19 protein-coding genes are annotated in these 18,336 nt (G+C 40.9%); 5 read left to right on the top strand and 14 right to left on the bottom strand.

All coding sequences use genetic code 11. The annotated features are described in order from the left end of the window. Positions 1–25 precede the first annotated feature (25 nt). The 6 genes from allB to AC0VZ9_RS05925 all read right to left on the bottom strand — a co-directional run bounded on the left by allB (position 26) and on the right by AC0VZ9_RS05925 (position 8,023). Positions 26–1,417, bottom strand: a complete 1,392-nt coding sequence (gene allB / locus AC0VZ9_RS05950; RefSeq protein WP_475397138.1) for an allantoinase AllB — start codon at positions 1,415–1,417, stop codon at positions 26–28. A gap of 133 nt (positions 1,418–1,550) precedes the next feature. Next, positions 1,551–2,786 carry an amidohydrolase gene (locus AC0VZ9_RS05945; protein WP_475397137.1) on the bottom strand — a complete coding sequence of 412 codons (1,236 nt, stop codon included), beginning with the start codon at positions 2,784–2,786 and terminating at the stop codon, positions 1,551–1,553. 72 nt (positions 2,787–2,858) lie between these two features. Next, positions 2,859–4,406, bottom strand: coding sequence for a glutathione ABC transporter substrate-binding protein (locus tag AC0VZ9_RS05940; RefSeq protein WP_475397496.1), 1,548 nt, complete (start codon positions 4,404–4,406; stop codon positions 2,859–2,861). Positions 4,407–4,549: 143 nt separating this feature from the next. Continuing rightward, a complete protein-coding gene (locus AC0VZ9_RS05935) occupies positions 4,550–6,022 on the bottom strand; it encodes an amidohydrolase family protein (protein ID WP_475397136.1) in 1,473 nt (490 codons plus the stop codon). Then, on the bottom strand, positions 6,019–7,527 hold the full coding sequence (locus tag AC0VZ9_RS05930; RefSeq protein WP_475397135.1) for an amidohydrolase family protein: 1,509 nt from the start codon (positions 7,525–7,527) through the stop codon (positions 6,019–6,021). Before AC0VZ9_RS05930 ends, AC0VZ9_RS05935 begins: the two co-directional genes overlap by 4 nt. Positions 7,528–7,657: 130 nt before the next feature. After that, the gene (locus AC0VZ9_RS05925) at positions 7,658–8,023 is read right to left on the bottom strand and encodes a DUF488 domain-containing protein (RefSeq protein WP_009335779.1); all 366 of its coding nucleotides are present in this window, start codon (positions 8,021–8,023) and stop codon (positions 7,658–7,660) included. Between the two features lie 115 nt (positions 8,024–8,138). Between AC0VZ9_RS05925 and AC0VZ9_RS05920 the strand changes: the two genes are divergently transcribed. Beyond that, entirely contained in the window at positions 8,139–8,363 is a 225-nt protein-coding gene (locus AC0VZ9_RS05920) for a hypothetical protein (RefSeq protein ID WP_009335778.1), read from the top strand. A 38-nt stretch (positions 8,364–8,401) separates the two neighbouring features. Here AC0VZ9_RS05920 and hemG read toward each other — a convergent pair whose 3' ends face one another. The 3 genes from hemG to AC0VZ9_RS05905 form a co-directional block, all read right to left on the bottom strand. Continuing rightward, positions 8,402–9,787: a protoporphyrinogen oxidase gene (gene hemG, locus AC0VZ9_RS05915; RefSeq protein ID WP_448896943.1), complete on the bottom strand. Its 1,386-nt coding sequence runs from the start codon at positions 9,785–9,787 to the stop codon at positions 8,402–8,404. 144 nt (positions 9,788–9,931) lie between these two features. Next, positions 9,932–10,993, bottom strand: coding sequence for a C45 family autoproteolytic acyltransferase/hydolase (locus AC0VZ9_RS05910; RefSeq protein WP_475397134.1), 1,062 nt, complete (start codon positions 10,991–10,993; stop codon positions 9,932–9,934). 174 nt (positions 10,994–11,167) lie between these two features. Then, positions 11,168–12,184, bottom strand: a complete 1,017-nt coding sequence (locus AC0VZ9_RS05905; protein WP_475397133.1) for a DUF1835 domain-containing protein — start codon at positions 12,182–12,184, stop codon at positions 11,168–11,170. Between the two features lie 144 nt (positions 12,185–12,328). Here AC0VZ9_RS05905 and AC0VZ9_RS05900 point away from each other — a divergent pair, with 144 nt between their 5' ends. The 4 genes from AC0VZ9_RS05900 (at position 12,329) to AC0VZ9_RS05885 (ending at position 14,174) form a co-directional block, all read left to right on the top strand. Beyond that, positions 12,329–12,805, top strand: a complete 477-nt coding sequence (locus AC0VZ9_RS05900) for a glutathione peroxidase (RefSeq protein WP_009335774.1) — start codon at positions 12,329–12,331, stop codon at positions 12,803–12,805. A 27-nt stretch (positions 12,806–12,832) separates the two neighbouring features. Next, positions 12,833–13,273 (top strand): MarR family winged helix-turn-helix transcriptional regulator, encoded by a 441-nt coding sequence (locus AC0VZ9_RS05895; RefSeq protein WP_009335773.1) that lies wholly within the window; start codon positions 12,833–12,835, stop codon positions 13,271–13,273. An 87-nt stretch (positions 13,274–13,360) separates the two neighbouring features. Then, entirely contained in the window at positions 13,361–13,663 is a 303-nt protein-coding gene (locus AC0VZ9_RS05890) for a DUF5634 family protein (RefSeq protein ID WP_009335772.1), read from the top strand. A 94-nt stretch (positions 13,664–13,757) separates the two neighbouring features. Next, positions 13,758–14,174, top strand: a complete 417-nt coding sequence (locus tag AC0VZ9_RS05885) for a VOC family protein (protein ID WP_071155907.1) — start codon at positions 13,758–13,760, stop codon at positions 14,172–14,174. Positions 14,175–14,215: 41 nt separating this feature from the next. Here the strand turns inward: AC0VZ9_RS05885 and AC0VZ9_RS05880 are convergent, their stop codons facing one another. The 5 genes from AC0VZ9_RS05880 to AC0VZ9_RS05860 form a co-directional block, all read right to left on the bottom strand. Then, positions 14,216–14,968, bottom strand: coding sequence for an AAA family ATPase (locus AC0VZ9_RS05880; RefSeq protein WP_071155904.1), 753 nt, complete (start codon positions 14,966–14,968; stop codon positions 14,216–14,218). Positions 14,969–14,996: 28 nt separating this feature from the next. After that, positions 14,997–15,839 carry an SPL family radical SAM protein gene (locus AC0VZ9_RS05875; protein ID WP_009335769.1) on the bottom strand — a complete coding sequence of 281 codons (843 nt, stop codon included), beginning with the start codon at positions 15,837–15,839 and terminating at the stop codon, positions 14,997–14,999. A 155-nt stretch (positions 15,840–15,994) separates the two neighbouring features. Further along, positions 15,995–17,461: a protein adenylyltransferase SelO gene (locus tag AC0VZ9_RS05870; RefSeq protein WP_071155902.1), complete on the bottom strand. Its 1,467-nt coding sequence runs from the start codon at positions 17,459–17,461 to the stop codon at positions 15,995–15,997. A 157-nt stretch (positions 17,462–17,618) separates the two neighbouring features. Next, the gene (locus AC0VZ9_RS05865; protein WP_019383459.1) at positions 17,619–17,774 is read right to left on the bottom strand and encodes a DUF1540 domain-containing protein; all 156 of its coding nucleotides are present in this window, start codon (positions 17,772–17,774) and stop codon (positions 17,619–17,621) included. Positions 17,775–17,876: 102 nt separating this feature from the next. After that, on the bottom strand, positions 17,877–18,299 hold the full coding sequence (locus tag AC0VZ9_RS05860) for a YhfM domain-containing protein (protein ID WP_071155900.1): 423 nt from the start codon (positions 18,297–18,299) through the stop codon (positions 17,877–17,879). Between the last annotated feature and the right edge of the window lie 37 nt (positions 18,300–18,336).

Below are 18,336 nucleotides of genomic sequence, written 5' to 3'. Positions count from 1 at the left end.
TAATCTTTCTGCGGACTTTTTAATTTCAGATCATATTCAAAGTTGACCTGCCATTTTTTAACTTAAGGGCTTTTCCGAGTGGTTTCCCAACAATCCCCTGATCCAAATCATATACAATCTTGCCGCGGACAAGGGTTTTGGTTATCCGGCAATTAATCATCCTTCCAATGTATGGGCTATGCTTATGCCGATAATATAGGCCTTCCTCCTCAACAACATAGGAACGATTAGCATCAATGAAGATGATATCTGCATCCATTGATACTGCTATTTCTCCTTTATTGGGAATGTTAAAACGTTCAGCGGGATTAGAAGAAATCATCCTTGCAAAATGAGTGATTGGCAGTTTTCTTTTCAAAACCGCTTCATCAAACATTAAATCAACGCTGTTTTGACACCCTGTGATTCCTCCCCACACTTCGAAAAAATTATTTGAAGGACTATGCTTCATTTCAGGCGGACATGGTGAATGATCAGATGTTAACATATCAATCTTGCCTTCTATTAACTTTTTCCAAAGCCTTTCTTGTTCCTCTATACTTCGCAGTGGAGGAGAACATTTGGCAGCCGGGCCAATTTTCTCAAGCTGTTCAGCTGATATCGTAAAATAATGGGGACAGGATTCAAGAGAGACATCCTGACCCGCGCTTCGGGCCTTCATAATTTCTTCTACCGCTTCTGCGGTGCTAATGTGCACAAAATGAATAGGGCACTTCGTTTCTTTTCCAAAATAAAGGGCGCGTTTCACTGCTTCAACCTCTGTTAAAACAGGCCGTGAAAAGACATAATCTGCTGCTGCTGTCCTGCCCTGTGCGGTTAACTCTTCGCCTAATCGATCAGTAATTTGGGCATTTTCCGCATGAATCGACAAAATTTGACCCAGTTCAGCAATCTTTTTCATCCCCGCAAAAAGGGTATAATCATCCACATTAGAAAAATCATCGGGATTATCCGTTCCACAAGTGGACATAAAGCATTTATAGGCGATAACTCCTTCATCTGAAAGCTCTTCGAGTCTTTCAAGATTGTCTGGAACAAGTCCGCCATAAAATGCATAATCAATATAATTCTTCCCCTTGGCTGCTTCTGCTTTTAATTGCAGTGTATGCCTGTCTATCGTAGCCGGAAGGGCATTCAAGGGCATATCCGCATAGCATGTAGTTCCTCCTGCTGCCAGTGCTTTAGTTCCAGTTATAAACCCTTCCCACTCTGTTCGGCCAGGCTCACAAACATGCACATGAGTATCGATCATTCCAGGCATGATATATTGATCAGAGGCATCGATAATCAGCTCAGCTTCATGGTCAATCGTCTCCGCAATCGCTGCAATTTTTCCATTAACAATGGCAATATCATTGTTAACTACCTCGTTTTTAAGAACCACTTTACCGCCTTTTATTAACAAATCATAAATCATCGTATTTCCCCCGTTACTTTTAATCTTGTTCTGTATTTCGAGGAACCTCATTAACTGATTTATTAAATTGTATAAAAAAATCGAACTATTTTTTTCGGATTCTTTTACTAATTTTTTAGCTTTCTTTACTTCTTCAATTTCTTTTCATCCCTGCTTTATCGCAAACTAAATTCCCCTTGTAGAACACTGCATGGCGTTCCGCTCTTCTAGCCATAGCCTCTGCTGAACAGCTTGCATCGACAAGGACCATGCTGGCTTCATCTCCAGGGGTTGGCCAGATCTGGTTTCCCTTCTGATCCAGCGGTGTTCTGCCCCCTGTAATATATCTAAATGCTTGCGAAAGAGACTTTTCATCTGTCCATCTATACCGTTCAATTAAACGGCCTGCTCTTTCCAGGATATCGCCATTGCCTGTTGGCCACCAGGAATCAAAAATATTATCGTTTCCAACAGCAACCTCTACTCCATACTCACTTAACAGATCAACAGGCGGGATTGCCCGGCCAGTCGGGAGGCTAGTAACGATCGAAATACTTGCGTCTTTTAAAATTTCTGCCATTTCAGCGGCTTCTGCCCTTGAAACATCACCCAAGCAAAATGCATGGCTAATCGCTACTCTTCCTTCCCAGCCAGCTTCCTTAGTCAGAAAGGCCAGCCTTTTCATTGTAAAGGTACCAAGGTGACCAGGATCATGTAAATGCAAATCAATATCTGCATTGCCTTCTACAGCTAGGTCCATCAATTGAACAAGCGAAGCTTCAATATTGTTGTCAACGGTAGCTGGATCGACCGCACCTACAATACCTGCACCATTTCTAATAGCTTCTCTAATAAGCTGAGGTGTCCCTGAGCGCAGCAAGCCATGCTGGGCAAAGGCAACAATCTCGGAGCTTGCATAGCTTGAAAATTCCTCCAATGCCTGCTGAACTTCAGCTAAATTCTGTAATTGGACTTCAGGGTATATATCCACATGGGTTCTAATGTGAGTTGATCCATAAGATATGAGTTGCTTAAGTAATGCTGTTGATCGCTGATAGGTACTTGCAGACATAGATAACAATGCATTCTTTTCAATTTCACACCGTTCTATAACACCCGATGCAGGGATGCAGGCCCTCCACTTATCCCCCATATAGGTTTTATCGAGATGGACATGCTTTTCAACAAAGGATGGCAATAGCAGCAGTCCCTTTGCATCTTTTATAGGCAGATCATCAGATGAAGCCTCTAAGTCCTTCGTAATCTTTGCAATGCAGCCGTCCTCTATTAATAAATGAAATCGATCTGTTATAGTACCTGACACTCTATTATTCTCATTTTTGTATCCGCATTCCAAACGCACATTCTTTAGCCAATAGCTATTATTCATTGTCATTCACCTTTCCGGCCCCGGACAAGATAAAAGGGTACCCAGAATGGATATCCCTCTTATCTTAGAGTCTTATTTAATTGAAATGTCATTGATCTCCAAGTATCCAGATGGACTTATAGAGAAGCCTTTTACATCTTTTGAAATAGCAGCCATATTCTCAATTACACGAACCGGAATATAGATAGATTCTTCCATTTCGATTTCCTGAGCTTTTGCATAGAACTCCATCCGCTTATCCGAATCTTTTTCAGCCCGTGCAGCTTCTATTAAGCCGTCCACTTCTTTATTGCTGTAAAAGAAGGTATTTCCGGCAGGGCCGTGTGAACTGCTATGGAAAAGGTTATATTGATTATAATCAGCATCTCCAGTCGCATTTCTCCAGCTTAAAATAAACATCTCGGAATCACCGCGGTTTACTTGTTCGACAAATGTCCCATATTCATATACCTGAATGTCCAGTTTGATTCCTATCCCTTTCAGCTGAGACTGAAGAACTTCCGCCATATTGATCCATTCTTTCTTATCCATTGTTTTCAGCGTTGTTTCAAAACCATTTGGGTAGCCTGCTTCGGCCAGAAGCCTTTTTGCCTCATTGAGATTATATTCATATGCTTCTAAGCTTTCATGATATCCAAATACCTTTGGCCCAAGCAGTGAATTGGACTTTTTCCCAACATTCTCAAATACACCTTCCAGGATAGAATCCATTTCAACAGCATGTCCAATAGCTTTGCGGACTCGGGCATCATCGAATGGCTCCTTTTCAACGTTAAACCCAATATATTCTGTACCAAATCCTTCACTGCGGAATATTTCTGCATTTTTGGAGTTTTCCACCGTTTCCATCATTGTGACGGATAAAGGTTCGGCTATGTGAGCTTCGCCTGTTTCAAGCATAGATATCCTTGTTGTTTCTTCAGGGACGATTTTAAAAATGACTTTCTCCAGCTTAGATTGAGTCCCCCAATACTTTTCATTTTTGTTAAAAACAATTTCCTTACCTGGAGTCCAGGATTCAAATACAAATGGACCTGTCCCTACAGGTTCTGCAATAACTTTATTTCCATATTTCTCAAGTGTTTTTGGTGAGATAATGCCGCCTTCATGACTGGCCAATATGGATAGTAAGGGTGAAAAAGGTTCTGATAGTTTAAATTGAACAGTAAATTCATCAACTACTTTTACTTCTTCAACCATTTTGAATACTACAGCTCTTGGAGATGCAACTTCCGGATCTAATAACCGGTCAAATGTTGCTTTGACTGCATCAGCATTAAATGCAGTCCCATCGTGGAATGTAACATTCTCTCTAAGTTTGAACTCCCAAGTTGTTTCATCTAATTGTTCCCACTTTTCAGCCAGCAGCGGCTTGATTTCGGCATTTTTATCCCGACCAACAAGACCTTCATAAATTTTATTATGTGTAACGCTGGCAGCATTGATCGTCGACATAAAATGATGATCTAAATTTTCTGCGTCAGATAACCGGGCTATAACTAATGTTTCGCCGTTTTCAGATGCTGTTCCCTTGGAGTCCTGATTGCTGTTAACTTGCTTTTTAGTCGAACATCCTGAAATAAGGATCACGATCAGCAGAGCTAAGATCACTAACCCCATTCTTTTTTTCACTTTCAATTACACTCCCCCCTTTTTTCAGCCCTAAAGCCTTTGTCTAATTATATAAAATATTCTGATTAATCTATTTCTACTTTCTTTACATGTTTTTAAACTTTTTCTACTACTTATATAAAACGTCGTTGCTAATCAATAGAATCAACAAACCTAAAAGAAGGCGGCATCAATTCATTCTCAGGAAGCTCCTGATAATCTCTTTTTAAATAACCTTTTTTCATTTTCATAAAATATTCTTGCGCTTTTCCTTTTAATTCCTCTAAATCAAGGTTGGGTATTTTTCGGTCTGTCATGACTACTTTCCCATTGATAATGGATAACTTTACATCTCTTCCAGTTCCGCTTACAATCACTGTTCTTAAGGGATCATCTAATACTCCCATATGGAATCCGGCTAAATCAATTGCAATAATATCTGCTTTTGCGCCAGCACAAAGGCGGCCCAAATCTTCTCTTCCCAGAAACTTTGCAGCACCTAAAGTTGCAGCACGGTAAAGATCTGAGTATGCTGAGTCTTTAACTTCTTTATTTACGATCCGGGAAAGCATGCTCCCTGTTCTGATATTCTGGAACATGTCCGGAGGAAACGTATCTGTACCTAACGCTAAATTAATTCCTGACTGTTTATATTTTGCAAAGGATTCCATTGCCTGTCCGTGCCTTCCAATTATTAATGGGCAATGAATGACAGTTGTGCCCGTTTCCCTCAGCAGTGACAAATCATCTCCACCACCAATTTTTGCCCCACTGTAGCCAGCAATAAAATGGGCATGAGGAATCGCCGTTCTGGATCCTAAAAATCCCAGGTTATATAAATGCCTAATTGGCGTTACGCCATATTTCTCAATCATTGTATGGTATTCAAAATCACCTTGGGCTGCATGCAATTTTATCGGAACTTTATAGTGATCACTATATTGCTTTGTAAGGAGAAGACTTTCTTCCGTTTGACTTTCAATCCGCTCCGGGGCAAGCATTCCCCTGACCAAACCATTAAATGAACCATCAAACTCTTCCAAAAAGCGCACAGCTCTTTTTAATCCTTGCCTTCCAGCTTCTTCATCCCAATGAATCTTAATATTGCCATCTGCCTGGACGACCCTTATCCCCGATTGATAGCTTGGACCCAGGTATATACGCAGTCCCAAGTCAGCAGCATGCCTCGCTGCTGAAGCAAGCTCCTCATATGTTTCTGCCCATTTTTTATAATGAACAGAAGTGATTGGCATAGCAGTTGTAATTCCATGAAGGATCAGCTGTGAATAGGCATATAAAGATTTAAAAGCCTCTTCTTCAGCTGTCATAATTTCATGGTGCCCTTGCTTAACATACCTCTCTGACCAAAGCAGATTTTTCTGTCTTGCTGAACTGGCCTCCAAATGCAAGATATCATGATCAATATCGCCTAATGCATTCAAGTCAATGAATCCCGGACTGATTAAAGCGCTGCCGGCATCTATAACTTTATCAGCTTGGCCCGAATAACTATTTCCAACATAAATGATGGTATCATTTTCAAATACAACCTCAGCATTTTCTATCAGGACATGATCTTTTCCATCATATCCAATTACATATTTCCCCTTTAGCCTGGTCTTCATTGATTTTCCCCTTTCTCCACAATATCAGATTCTTTATCATGATCCATACCATCCCCATAGGTTCGTGTGTGACCCCAAAAATATTTCGTTTGCTTCATGTATTTTTCAAGCCCTGCACGCTTAATTGTTGAGTTAGCTTCTTCATTTGCTTCTGCCAAAACTGATCTTTCATCAACGGAGCAGACTGCTCTGTCTTTCATAAGGACCCTGCCATCTACGATAACATGCCCCACATCAGTTGCATAAGCTTGATGGACGAGCCGGTGAATATGCATAAACTCAGGTGTTAAGTGCGGCTGATGCATATTGACAGTTATAACATCCGCCTTTTTCCCCGCTTCAAGAGAGCCCAATTCATCATCCCATCCAATACATTTTGCAGCATCAATCGTAACCATCTCCAGAAGTTTTCCAGGAGGTAAGCAATATTCATCTCTATGAGCTGCCTGATGTATAAATTGTGTTTTTCTCATGGCTTGAAACATGTCAAAGCTAGTGGATGGTGAAGTGCCATCTGTTGATATAGCAACTGTTGTTCCCAGCTCGATCAATTCTATCATCGGTGTGCGGGCATGAATTTGAGAGAATCCAGGAGAGGCACTGACATTTGTTCCGGTTTCAGCTAATATTTTCGCTTCATCAAAGGATATCCCACGGCAATGCTGAAGATGAACATCAGGACCTAAAAGAGCATTCTCCCAATCTTTTACTGCTAAGTGAATCATGCCTCCAAAAGCATCAGAATGGATTCTTGTATTATATTTTCTGGCAATTCCTCTGACTTTCTTTGCTTGGTATAAATCATGCTCTGTTAAATGATGAAGTTTCGCAGGTGAAGTTGGGCCAGATGGTTCAACTGATGTAACAATTACGAAAGGAGTAATAAATGCTCTTGTCCGATCTTGATTGGCATGGTTTAAAGCTTCAATTACTGCTTCAGCACCATTTAACACTTCCTCGTAGGTGACTTCTTTAGTAATTCTTTGACCGTCTATCCACCTGCTGAATGAATGAGGCCATGGCGGATTGCAGGGACCAGTGCAAACAACCTCCCTGACACCAGTTTCTGCATAGGCTCTTGCATGATTGATGGCAAAAACCGGGTCATCCGACCTTGGCATTGAGCCAAGAACAGATACACCTGTTGTTATGCCCGCCTTCAGGCGCTCAAGTGCAGAAAGCTTTCCTTCAAAATACCAGAATTCGTCTGTTACAAAATGCTTATACGTATTCGTCATAATTGGCATCCAAAAATCCAAGCTTTCCATTGCAATTGTCTTAAACATCGAATGGCCGCCATGTCCATGTACATCTATTAATCCAGGCAGGATACAATGATGGCTGCAATCTATCACTTCTTTTGCCTCATACTTTTCCAATAGTTTCTCACTCATATCCACATCCAGGATCCTGCTTCCATTTATGGCAACAGCTCCATCGGTGATTATCCGCCTGTTTTGATCCATAGTAATGACAGTTCCATGAATCAGGAGTAAATCAATCATTTCCTTCTCCCTCACTTCTTTTAACTTAAAGTATAGGAAAAAAGAAAACACTTAACTTTCAGAATTATTACTTATTTTTAAAGTATTTCTACCTATTTTTTATTTTTTTCCTTCCTATAAAGTTAAGCTTCTATTTCACCTTCCTTAATAATTCTTCTAATAATACAATTGCATGATTATTTACTGTATCTTTTGCAGCATATAGTAATGTTAGTTTTTGCTTCTTTGATATCTCGTACAGTTCTTCCATCTTGTGAATCTTGTCTGTCTGTGTGCGCAGTTCAATGAGATACTTTTCCCGAAATATACCGAAAAGTTCAGGTTTATGATTAAAAGATTTTCTAAGCTCGCTGCTTGGTGCAACCTCTTTCTCCCAGGCTGATAAATGTGCATCTTCTTTTTTAATTCCCCTCGGCCACAGCCGATCCACTAATACCCGGTATCCATCAGCCTCTTCATACGGATCGTATACTCTTTTTATAGTAATTTCAGCCATTTCTTCACCACCAGATTATTTTCGCGTTTCTATCTCACTTGTCATTTGCTATAATTTATACAAATACAAATTATACAAAATTTTCTAATTCAATCAAATGTGAGGTGCAAGGAATTTGACAGGTACTATTGCTGTAGTGATGACTTTCTCTATTCCCATCATCGCCATCCTGACTTTTCATACACAAAGACTGGCAAAAATTAAACACAATATGATAAAAGATGAAATCACCCTGGAAAAGCTGAAGCAGGAAAACTTTCTGCTTGAAACAGAGAAAATGAAGCTCGAGCTTGAGCAAATGAAAATTGAAGGTCCTAAGGATCATACAAAAATCATATAAGAAAAAAATCCCCATCTTTAGCAGAAGGGGATTTTGGTTTATATACGATCAATAATTTTTCTGGCAGTTTCTGCCCCATTTTCGATGCAATCTGGAATTCCTACACCATAATAGGAGCAGCCTGCAAGCCATATTCCAGGGTATTCCTGGTCCAGCCTGTTTTCAAGTGCAGCTACTGTCTGCGGATGGGATATCAGATAGTTTGGCATTTTTTCAGTCCATTTCGTCACTTCACTGGCAGCGGGAACAGATGTAATGCCAAGGCTTTTTTCAATATCGGCCAAAGCCGTCTGCAGCAAATCTTCATCGTTCATTTCCTTTAGAGATGCAAAGGCCGGATGGCTGCTTTTATAAAATAATCTAACAAGCAGATTACCGCTTTCTGAGGTATGCTCCCATTTGCGGCTTGTCCATGTACAGGCATTGCAGGTCAATTCATCCGTATTTGCAGTGATGAAGCCTGTCCCGTCTTCAGGCAGCTCGCTGTCTGGAATATCATAAGCAAGATAGATAGAGATTAAGGAACTGTTCTTCAAAAGTTCGAATTCCGCCTTCAGCTCCTCATGATCGAACAGCGCTGCAGCGGCATTATGCGGAATGCTCAGCACCACATGATCGGCCTCCAGGGTTTCGCCATTCGAGAAATCGACTATATATTTACGATCACTTTTCTCTATTTTAACTGCCTTCGTGTTTTTAAATATTTCTGATTCATCCAATTTTTCCTCATAAGCATCTATTAATCCATCCAGACCTTTTTTAAAGGAAAGGAACTTCTTTCCCCCTCCGCTCTGGAACACCTTTTTATTTTCTTCAAAACCTTTAATGATGCTGCCGTATTTTTCTTTATAATCAAACACCTGCGGAAGAGTCGAAGCAATGGTTAAGTCACTGAGATTCCCGGAATATACACCTGAAAGAACAGGCGCAATTTGCTTTTCCACCAGTTCTTTTCCGAAAAAATGCTCCAGGAAATCGCCGATGGAATCGTTTTTTGTAAAGCTATCATTTTTCGTATAAAAATCTTTCAGGGCTTCAACCTTTCCTTCTGCTGAAACAAGAGCAGATTTGGCAAGAGATTCAACACTGGCCGGTATCCCAAACACAGAATCTGCCGGTATCAGCTTCAGCTCACCATCACTGTATATATAAGACAGCCCCGCAGCATTGTAGACAACGTCTTCCTCCAGCCCCAGCTCCTGGATAAAGTTCATCGCATTCGCTTTGCGGGCAACAATCGAATCAGCTCCCGCTTCTATTACAAATCCGCCTTCCCTGACAGTGCGGATTTTCCCGCCAAGCTGTTCTGCTGATTCTGCCAGTACAAGCCTTATATCCTGATCATTTTCTTTTTTCCACTTATTCAGTTCATACATAGCGGACAATCCTGTTACACCGCCGCCTATGACCAATACTGTTTTCACTCGTATGCACCTCAGTTTACATCCAATTCATATATAAAGTGTACCATAACATGAAGTGATGAAAGAATGTGATGGTTTGTACAAATGATGAATTTATTTTTTCAAACAAGGAAAAAACGGAGAACACATCTCTCCGTTTCATTATTACCTGAACCAATTCGCCTGTTCATCCATATGCAAAAAAGGAATGTCCGTATCAACTTCACCAGTTATTCTATTCATTTCAATATCCTGTCCATCGAGCCAATGCCGAAAATCAAAAATACTCGGCCCTCTGTCGCCGCCGAGCGCAAACCAGGCCTTCATCTCCCCCGGCAAATAGGCGGATGTATGAATCGTCCCGGCCCAGCTTCCATAAAGATCCGAGAAAACGCCTTTATCGCTATCATTCAAGAGGCGGAAAGCATCATGTGCATCTAATCGCTCACCCTGATGGCTTTTCATGACATCCAGCCTGCGCAGGCTGTCAGCTAGATGGTTGCGATTTTCATCCTTCATGATTTCAAAATGGTTTGTGCAGGCAGTTGTCTGACGGACCTTTACACCTCTCGGAGATGTTTCCACTGCATAAGTCTCTCCGCTTGTATCATGCACCACATATGTAAAGGAATGACGGTGCGGTATTTCCTTTAGCATCTCAACCGCTTCTTCCACGTTTGCACATGCCTCCAAAATCAGGCGGCCGATCATACAGCAGATAAAGCCATCAGCAGGCTTTTTCCGATTCATAAAATTATATCCAATCACAAGTCCTTTTTCGTTCATGCCATCCATCCGCCCGGTCACCCTCTGGCTGGGGCCAATCATCGCATATCCCTGATCTGTTGGCTGATAAAAAGTATAGCGCCCCTCATAGGTTTTCGGATGGTAATCATAATTGCGGATCAGGTAATCAGCCCCTGTAAGGATGGAACAGCCCGAGCGGACATAATCGAGGCGATAGCCGCCAAACTCCTGCATAACCCGCTCCATCGGCCATTGCAATGCTTCCCGTATCCCAAGCAGTTCATCCCAAATACCAGGGGCAAACCTTGTAATCGCTTTTTTCACTTCTGCTTCATTTATTGAAAATCGCGGCTTTCTTACCTTCCATTGATCCTCCCGATTTTTCACAGAAAGAGAATCCTTTATAAGTTCTCCCTGCATGAAACCAAAATCAAAGTGGGTTCCGCGGAATTGAATTATATCACTGTAAATCTTTTTCAAGGTAAATCCCTCTTCTATTCGTTTCTTTTATTAAGAATAAATGAAGCCTGCATGAAATTCCAGCAGATGGCTTTTAGATATTAATTCACTTCAAGTACCGGACTGCTGCTAGACCAAATAATACTAACACACGATGGACAGGGATAATTGATTACGGTGAAAAACCGGATTCATCTAAAATTCTTTCAGTTTAATGCTATAATACCTCATACTTTTCGGAATTCCTTTTATGGCTAATATTCCGTTATAAATTAAGGATCTTACTCTATACTCTGCAAAGCCATCACCAATTGGCTCATCCAGATGCCCAATCACTTCACCAATTAATCTGGCTGACTTTATAAAACCTTTGTTGCTTTTATGCAGCTTTTTGGCTGACTCGATGATAGATTCATCAAAATAACTCTCTGGTACACTATGTATTTCATTATCTTCCCATATACGCAATACTTCCCTTGTTCTGGAGAGGGACTGCCAATCAGATACAAACCTATTTTTTTCTTCTGCAGATAAAGGGCTTCCTAAGTGTTTTTCCAGCATCATCTTCAGTTTCTCAGGAGCTGCTTCGCCTGAGTGCCTTAAAATGGATTGATGCTTTTTCTCAGGGAAAAGCTCCTTATATGACTGAGCAGTATTAATAACATGCACATTATTTTCTTTGTTTCTTAATAAGTGAAGGAAATATCGTAAACCAGTTTGTTCATCTGCATTGTCAGCTGTCCAGATAACGATCGGTTTTCCCGCTGGAATAGAATCTATCTCTTCAAGTGCTTTAGCTACTTTTCTTTCATATCTCATTTCCAGGTAATCTTCATGCATATTAATGTGATCCATCAGCCATTCTAATCGCTTTTTTCTGCCCTCTTCTTCATGCAGCTTCCAGAGAGGTCCGTTACTAAAAAAATCAGGATAGCCAATGACCTTATTTTCTTTACTAAGCCCAACCTTTAAAGCGCCTGCCGGTGATTCTCCACACACAATATGGTATGTTTCATATTCCCGCTCCAATTTTCTTTCTTGAGAATAAAAGAGTATCCTTTTTTGAATATCATTTAGCAGTTCGAGTATCTCTTCCTGGGAATCAACACTGTTATTCAATAAGTGAACCCGAAGTAATATGTGGAATAGATAGCTCTTCGCTCCCCTCTCCGGGAGTTTCTCAATCGCTTCCCGCAATTCGTCCATCATCATGATCACCCTTTGTAAATGAAATTGAAACCTACCTTTTCTACGAATAAACTTAATGGTAGTTTCATAAAAAGCTGATTTGTTTGCAAAAGGAGTTTAGATCGCTTAAGATTAAATCGCACACGATTAAAAGTAGGAGGTATCCTAATGACAACGGTTTATGATTTTGAAGTCAAAAAAACAAATGGTGAATTGAAATCTTTGAAAGAATATGAAGGCAAGCCTCTGATTATTGTAAACACAGCCAGCAAATGCGGATTAACACCCCAATTCAAAGGACTGCAGGAGCTTTATGAAAAGTATAAAGACAGCGGCGTTGAAATTCTTGGGTTTCCTTGTGATCAGTTCAATAACCAGGAATTCGATAATATTGAGGAAACAACTGAGTTCTGTCAGCTTAATTATGGTGTATCCTTTCCGATCTTCGCTAAAATTGATGTAAATGGTGACAATACGGATCCATTATTTGCTTACCTAAAAGAACAGAAAAAGGGAATTCTGTCTAAAAACATTAAGTGGAACTTTACTAAATTCCTCGTGGACCGGAATGGCCAGGTTGTAGAACGGTATGCACCTACAACTGAACCAGGAAAAATCGAGGATGATTTGACGAAATTATTGTAATGCTAGAGATTAGAATCAGGTGATTATGTGAAAGACTTTTTTACACTGGACAAACAGCTATGCTTTGCTGTTTATGAAACAGCAGGCGAATTTACAAAACTGTATACAAGTGCCCTTCAGCCATTTGGCTTAACCTATCCCCAATATCTGGTACTTCTGGCACTTTGGGAAAAGGATGGCGTGACAGCAAAGGAGCTTGGAGAAAGACTAAATCTTGGCACGGGGACACTCACACCTATGATCTCCAGAATGATTTCTAATGGCTGGCTTCGAAAAGAGCGTTCCAAAGCTGATGAACGCAAGGTGTATATCTTCCTCGAGGAAAAAGCACGCAAAGAAAAAGAGGTTATCACCCAAAATGTCGGAGAGGCCATTCAGGCTTGCAGGATTCAGCTGGAAGAATATGAAGAGCTTATGGAGCTTCTCGGAAAACTTAGATTTAAGTTAAGAAGCAGAGTACTTCGCTGATGCGGAGTACTCTTTTCACAGTTCCGTGTTTAATCCCTGCAAAAAAAGCCATATTAAGGGATAGATAATCGGAAGGGAGCATACGTCATGGAGTTTTTACCAAGAGAGCAAATTATCAATGCATTGCAGGAGCCATTTCATTCCTATTTAGACAAATATGGAATCGACGATATTGGTATTTTCGAGGAAGAAGGCCAGGATCATCACTGCTATATAGGATACACGGTGAAAAAGGCAGGGAAAACTTATCACGTACATAGTCCATTCATTAAAGATGAAAATGGAGGATTAACTCCTGCAAAAACTGAGTGGACAATTGAATCGGATGAACCTGATAGCATTGACCGAAGAGGCTTCAATAATGTAGATCAAGCACTTCAGGAATTATAAAAATTGTTCTGATTTTCACTTTTTGACTTTTGAACTACATTAAATTTAGAATATTTTGTCTATAATGGAATTGTATTAGGAAGGAGTGAAAGGAATGGCTGTTAATGCCTATCTTAATTTCGAGGGAAATACACGCGAAGCAATTGAATTTTATGTAAAGGCTTTTGAACTGGAAATGCCTGAGATTTCAACTTTTGGTGAATCACCGCAAAATCCTGAATATCCTCTTCCAGAGGAAGCAAAGAATTTGGTCATGCATTCAAGCCTTAACATATGCGGCAGTAATGTTATGTTTTCAGATACTTTTCCCGGTATGCCATTTACAGTAGGAAATAACATTAATCTCGCAGTTGTCATTAATGACCTGGATAAGCTGAGAAAGTATTTTAACAATCTGCAGGCAGGCGGCACAGTAACAATGGAGCTGCAGGAAACTTTCTGGAGCAAGAGCTTTGGCCAGTTAACAGATAAATTTGGTATAAACTGGATGTTCAGCCACGAAAGTGAATAAGATACATAGACAAAAATGGAGGCCTGAAGCCTCCATTTTTATTATTCATCCAGCAAATGATGAAGCATCCTTTTCTTATCATCAAAGAATTGTTTCATGATGCGGTAATGATTCGTTTCCTCCAGCTTCTTTTCTGAAATGCCTTCCTCGCTGAATTCATATATCGCTGCCTCCGGATAGGCCATAATGATCGGAGAATGTGTGGCAATAATAAATTGTGAGTGTTCCCTGACCAAATCATGAATTCTTGTCAGCATGGACATTTGCCGCAAAGGAGAAAGTGCTGCCTCCGGCTCGTCCAGGATGTAAATCCCATTGCCGCGAAACCGGTGAAGAAACGTAGAGAAAAACGCTTCTCCATGAGATTGCTCATGTAAAGAACGGCCTCCAAAGGAGTCGATTACTTTTGGTGCGCCACCTTCCCGATCCATTTCCTCAATATTAGAAGCGACATTATAGAAACTCTCTGCCCTTAGAAAAAAACCATCAGACGGCCTATCTATGCCTTTTATCACCTTGAGATAATCTCCCAGCACAGAATGCGAATCGAAGGTTGAAAAGTTAAAATTGAAAGATCCGCCTTCTGCATTAAATCCTAGTGCAACCGCTACTGCCTCGAGCAGTGTCGACTTTCCCATTCCATTCTCTCCAATCAGAAAGGTTACTTTCGGGTGGAAAGGCACCTCATCCATGGTTTTCAAGCTGGGAAGGTTGAAGGGATACTGATTGAAGGAAGGAATTTCTTCTCTTTTAAGGCTAATACCTCTTACATATTGTGAACTTAACAGATCCATAAAAATACCTCATATATTTTATAGTCAGCTATTTGCCATCAGGGCTGAAGCCAGCCTTGGATACACCTAATTGAATGGGTGCATCTTGAAATTCCCGGTCCAGCATTTTAAGAACCACTTTATATGCAGATGGATTATACCATTTCTCCAAACCAAGCTCATCAAAAATCTTGCGGATTCCAAGTCTCTCAGTCCTGCGTCCGCCGCTTCCATCCCCCATCCAAAAATCGTCAATTGTAACTCGATTTGCAATAGACTTAAGTTTTGCAGGAAATTCTCTTGAACAAGGCAGTAACGGGGCTATTGTTGCTTGAGTTATAATTCCTGCATCTTTTATGTCTTTTAGTGCAGCCATTCTTGCCGGGATGGGAGGGGCCGCTGGTGCAAATGCCTTTCTGACTTCTTCTTTGTCTGTCTCGATTGTCATGGAAATTCTGATACTATCTCCGAATTGCTGAAATAAATCAATATCCCGCTTCACCATAGGAGAACGGGTTTGTACATGTAAAAAGTCAGGCTGATTTTTAAGCATAACTTCCAATAAACTTCTTGTCAGTTTTGAGGCATATTCAATCGGCTGGTAAGGGTCTGTGGAAGAGGACATAAATAAAGCAACTTTTCCCCTCTTTTTAGCTTTAGCCAATTCTTTCTCCAAAAGTTCGGCCGCATTTGATTTTATATCAATCCACGCACCCCATTCCTCTTCACGAAAAATGGAAACAGGAAGCTCCCTAACGTAGCAATATTTGCAGCCAAAGGCACAGCCCGCATAGGGGTTCAATGAATGAGTAAAGTTGTCAATTGCACCTTTGGCAGGTGTTAAGATACTTTTTGATATGATTTCTTCAAGATGTATATTCAGGATTATCACCAAATCGAATGTATGTTCTGTCTTAAAAATAACACCGTGATTTCCTGAAGTCAACAATAAAGCACTAACTGCTTAAATAAAAAATGCCTGCCCCACTAATGGGGCCAGGCTTTGCAAAATTACAGCTAACGCTCTAAATTGTTCATTTCTTTATATTAAGTTCCGCAAAATGTTCGATATGGCATGCCGGATGGCTCTGGCAGCTTGCAGTATTCTTCCTGTTCTATTGTATAGGCATAAGGATCCTTCAGTGCTGCAAGAAGCTTTTTCATCACGCTGTAATCCCCTTTGGTAACAGCTGCTTCAAGAGCTTCTTCAACTCTGTGATTCCGGGGGATGACGGATGGGTTGCTCTTCCTCATTAATTCATTCACTGCTTCTTTCGATTCCTTCTGCCTGTTCAGCCTTTCCTGCCATTGTCCATGCCAGTTTGCAAATTCTTGATCATCAAATATCGAAGTTTCCTCAGGCTTGTCTAATGTTAATAAACGGAAGGTGTTTGTATAATCTGCTCCAGACTTCTGCATCATCTTTAGAAGGCTGGTAAATAGGGCTTCATCTTGTGCTTCTTCATTAAAAAATCCGAGTTTTGCCCTCATCCCTGCAAGCCAATGGCTTTGATAAATTTTATTGTATTCCGAAATTGCATCCTGGGCTATATTTACAGCATCTTCCTCATTTTTATGCAGCAGGGGCAAGAGGGTTTCAGCAAACCTTGCCAGATTCCATCCGCCTATATAAGGCTGATTTCCATAAGCATACCGGCCTTCTCTGTCAATGGAACTAAATACGGTTGCCAAGTCATACTTATCCATAAAGGCGCACGGACCATAATCGATGGTTTCTCCGCTAATTGTCATATTGTCGGTGTTCATGACTCCATGGATAAAACCTGTTAGCTGCCATTTCGCAATGAGTGCAGCCTGACGTTTGATCACTTTCTGCAAGAGTGTCTTGTAAGGATTTTCATCGCCTTTAATTTCTGGGTAGTGGCGCTGAATCGTGTAATCTGCCAGTGTTTTAAGCTCATCAACCGGCCTCCAATTTGCCGCATATTGAAAAGTGCCCACCCGTATATGGCTATCAGCCACTCTTGTCAGTACAGCACCTGGAAGCTCAGTTTCCCGGATAATCGCTTCACCTGTTGTTACAACTGCCAGACTGCGGGTAGTGGGAATTCCCAGAGCATACATGGCTTCGCTGATAATGAATTCCCGGAGCATCGGGCCTAGAGCCGCCCGCCCATCTCCGCCGCGTGAAAACGGAGTTCTGCCGGAGCCCTTCAGCTGAATGTCCACCCGTTTATCCTCAGGAGTTACCTGCTCGCCGATCAGCATGGCCCGGCCATCTCCAAGCATATTAAAGTGTCCAAACTGATGCCCTGCATAAGCCTGAGCAAGAGGGTCAGCGTCTTTTGGAACTCGAGAGCCAGAAAGCACCTCAATGCCAGTTTCGCTTGTCAATGCATCAATGTTTAGTCCCAAAAATTTCGCCAGTGGCTCGTTAAGGATCACCAGCTCAGGTGATTGTACAGGATTTGGCTTTACTTTTGAAAAGAATGTCTGCGGCAGCCGTGAATAGCTATTATCAAAATTCCATCCGGTTTCATTAATAGTCGTCATTCTATCTCCTTCCTGTCTGCATGGATTTAGTGTCATTTTCATTTATTATACCCTTTCCGGAGAAACATAGCGGTCTTAATAATCTTCTCTTTTTGTATGTAAAAAAACCTGACGGCCGGGATCGTTAAAATTCTCCAGCAGTCAGGCCTACCCAATCTTATTCACGATGCTCAAAGGTTTTACAGGCTGTTTCCTCTACATCATCAGCTTCTCGGCCATTTTGGCCAATCACATAAATAGAGTCGGCAACGCACTTATCACCTTCAGCCCAATACTTGCAGTTCTCAACATTACATAAAACTTCTACTTCCATTCTTGGCCACCTCCTTTTGGATTACTGATCAATACCCCTTTTCCAAGTGAATTAACCATATGGAATTTAATTCCACACACAGGTGAAATGGCTGGGCTGCTGTTATTTGGAGAGAATTAGGCTTCTTAGTTTTATCGTCATTTCTGGAGAAGTTAGGTAAACAGATTCATCTGTAATATACATGAAGACGCTTTTTTCATTGTCTTCTCCAAGCCACAAATGAATGCCGTGAGAAGGAAGTTCTCCTTTATATTCTACTGCTATATCATACTTAGGTTTACTAATATCTGCATTCCCTGACTGTTTTACAGCAGATGTTATTGCCTTTTCAAATACAGCGATCGATTTTCTATCCTTGAAAGAAATAAAACTTTCTTCATCATTAATTCCGCCTAAACCCTCCGATTTTGAAACTTTGATTTCTCTGACTTCCTCATCCAGCAGGACCATTGTTTCAGCTGATTGACAGCCTGTTATCATTGCAAAAGAAAATACCATGAATGTGCATAATAAAAAAGCTTTCATCCTCATCCCCATTAAAAAAAGGAGGATGGACCGCTTG

This window comes from Cytobacillus sp. QJM3NY_8 (genome assembly GCF_056173585.1).
This window is presented reverse-complemented; position numbering and strand designations above follow the sequence as displayed.

Coding starts and splice junctions, on each gene's coding strand:
- AC0VZ9_RS05945 (WP_475397137.1), bottom strand. CDS start 2,786: ATGAATAATAGCTATTGGCTAAAGAATGTGCGTTTGGAATGCGGATAC.
- AC0VZ9_RS05890 (WP_009335772.1), top strand. CDS start 13,361: ATGGAGTTTTTACCAAGAGAGCAAATTATCAATGCATTGCAGGAGCCA.
- allB (WP_475397138.1), bottom strand. CDS start 1,417: ATGATTTATGATTTGTTAATAAAAGGCGGTAAAGTGGTTCTTAAAAAC.
- AC0VZ9_RS05865 (WP_019383459.1), bottom strand. CDS start 17,774: ATGGAAGTAGAAGTTTTATGTAATGTTGAGAACTGCAAGTATTGGGCT.
- AC0VZ9_RS05930 (WP_475397135.1), bottom strand. CDS start 7,527: ATGATTGATTTACTCCTGATTCATGGAACTGTCATTACTATGGATCAA.
- AC0VZ9_RS05860 (WP_071155900.1), bottom strand. CDS start 18,299: ATGAAAGCTTTTTTATTATGCACATTCATGGTATTTTCTTTTGCAATG.
- AC0VZ9_RS05935 (WP_475397136.1), bottom strand. CDS start 6,022: ATGAAGACCAGGCTAAAGGGGAAATATGTAATTGGATATGATGGAAAA.
- AC0VZ9_RS05925 (WP_009335779.1), bottom strand. CDS start 8,023: ATGGCTGAAATTACTATAAAAAGAGTATACGATCCGTATGAAGAGGCT.
- AC0VZ9_RS05940 (WP_475397496.1), bottom strand. CDS start 4,406: ATGGGGTTAGTGATCTTAGCTCTGCTGATCGTGATCCTTATTTCAGGA.
- AC0VZ9_RS05905 (WP_475397133.1), bottom strand. CDS start 12,184: ATGATGATGGACGAATTGCGGGAAGCGATTGAGAAACTCCCGGAGAGG.
- AC0VZ9_RS05880 (WP_071155904.1), bottom strand. CDS start 14,968: ATGGATCTGTTAAGTTCACAATATGTAAGAGGTATTAGCCTTAAAAGA.
- AC0VZ9_RS05885 (WP_071155907.1), top strand. CDS start 13,758: ATGGCTGTTAATGCCTATCTTAATTTCGAGGGAAATACACGCGAAGCA.
- AC0VZ9_RS05870 (WP_071155902.1), bottom strand. CDS start 17,461: ATGACGACTATTAATGAAACCGGATGGAATTTTGATAATAGCTATTCA.
- AC0VZ9_RS05900 (WP_009335774.1), top strand. CDS start 12,329: ATGACAACGGTTTATGATTTTGAAGTCAAAAAAACAAATGGTGAATTG.